Consider the following 1,081-nt stretch of genomic DNA (forward strand, 5'->3'; position numbering starts at 1 on the left):
GAAAGATGGATGTAGACCAAATCGAAATTGCTTACATCGACATGTTAAAGGCATTTGATCTACAAGAAAAAAATTTAAAAACCTGCTGCATCAAAAACGTTACCTTGTGGCAGTAGACGGAACACAAAAATACGTGATGGACCAATGCTGGATGAATGTTATCCCCACCGCAGGTTCAAGGCAAAGATGGTGAACACCATCAGTATTACGCCTATGTTCTAGAAGCAGTTTTAATCCTCTCCAACGGCATGGTTTTACCGCTGATGAGTGAGTTCTTGGAAAACGATACAGAACTAGAGAAAATAGAAAGTGATGAAGAGTGGAAACAGGACTGCGAGTTAAAGGCGTTTTATCGCTTGGCTACACAGCTTAAAAAAGAATTCCCAAGGCTGCGGCTTACACTACTTTTAGATGGGCTGTATGCGAATGGGCCGGTAATAGAAATCTGCCGCAAGAACAAATGGCAATTTATGATTGTACTCAAAGACGATTCACTGCCTTCAGTATGGGAAGAAGTTAACGGGCTGATGCGCTTGGATACCAAAAGAGAAAACTACTATGAGCGAATATGGCAGGGGCGACAGCAGACGTTTCGATGGGTCAACGATATCGATTATGAGTATGGTTACAGGAGAGCTAAAATTTTAAAGATCCATGTGGTGATATGTAAGGAAAGCTGGGAAGAGATCGAACTTGTAACATGTCGCGGGGTAACGAAAACTACCCGTTACGCTTGGATTTCCAGTGACCCAATCAAAAAGACGAATATCCACGCGCGTTCCAATTTGATAGCCCGAAAGCGTTGGCTTCAGGAGAACACCATTCTCAAAGAAAAAGACCAAGGATACCATTACGAACATATCTTTTCTCATAACTGGAATGCAATGAAGGGATATCACTACTTGATGCATATTGGCCGGATGCTCAATGAAATGGTGCTTCATTCGGTTTGCCTAACCTGAACATGCTAAAAAAGTTGGGTTTCGGAGACTCATTGAAAAGTTTACGTAAAAACATTGAATTACAATTACCTTAGATACAAAGCGAATTCGCAAGTTAATGAAATCCCCAGGCAACTAGC

The 1,081-nt window shown here is 41.6% G+C and carries 1 protein-coding gene; it reads left to right on the forward strand.

Annotated elements, in window-relative coordinates; translation table 11 throughout:
* Positions 1 to 155 precede the first annotated feature (155 nt).
* On the forward strand, positions 156 to 962 hold the full coding sequence (locus SSCH_RS07390) for a hypothetical protein (protein WP_044664904.1): 807 nt from the start codon (positions 156 to 158) through the stop codon (positions 960 to 962).
* Positions 963 to 1,081: the final 119 nt, after the last annotated feature.

This window comes from Syntrophaceticus schinkii, assembly GCF_000946815.1.
Classification (GTDB): Bacteria; Bacillota; DSM-12270; order Thermacetogeniales; family Thermacetogeniaceae; genus Syntrophaceticus; species Syntrophaceticus schinkii.